Source organism: Thalassobellus sediminis, assembly GCF_044386045.1.
Classification (GTDB): Bacteria; Bacteroidota; Bacteroidia; order Flavobacteriales; family Flavobacteriaceae; genus Thalassobellus; species Thalassobellus sediminis.
The window spans coordinates 1-562 of the sequence record NZ_JBISCD010000027.1 but is presented as its reverse complement, the minus strand read 5'-3'; the positions used below and the strand labels follow the sequence as shown (position 1 = coordinate 562).

Below are 562 nucleotides of genomic sequence, written 5' to 3'. Positions count from 1 at the left end.
GGTGGTTGTGATCCGCAAGCTACAGATATTAGTGCACTTACTGCTCCTGCTTTATGTGAGGGTGGTAATACGAGTGTAACTTATAATGTAACAGACTTATGTGAGTCTGGACAAGATACAGCTACATTTACGGTAACTCCTGCTGATGCGTTAACAATTAGTGATGTTCAAGATCTTACTGTGAATGCTTGTGACTTTGATGATCAAGCGGCTTTAGATACAGCCTTTGCTAATTGGATTGCTGGGTTTAGTGTAACTGGTGGTTGTGATCCGCAAGCTACAGATATTAGTGCACTTACTGCTCCTGTTTTATGTGAGGGTGGTAATACGAGTGTAACTTATAATGTAACAGACTTATGTGAGTCTGGACAAGATACAGCTACATTTACGGTAACTCCAGTAACACCTGTTGTTTTTGATCTACAAAATTTACCTGAAGATCTAACTGTAGAATGCGATAATGTTCCTAGTGCAAGTAACCTAACTGCATCAACAAGTTGTGGAACTATAGAAGTGAATTATAATGAAAATAAAATGATTGATGGTGATTGCCCTTCTTCTT

The 562-nt window shown here is 38.6% G+C and carries 1 protein-coding gene; it reads left to right on the top strand.

Annotation, left to right across the window (positions count from 1 at the left end):
- The coding region (locus tag ACH5TW_RS00370) for a hypothetical protein (protein ID WP_439334490.1) at positions 1–562 on the top strand (562 nt) is incomplete at both ends.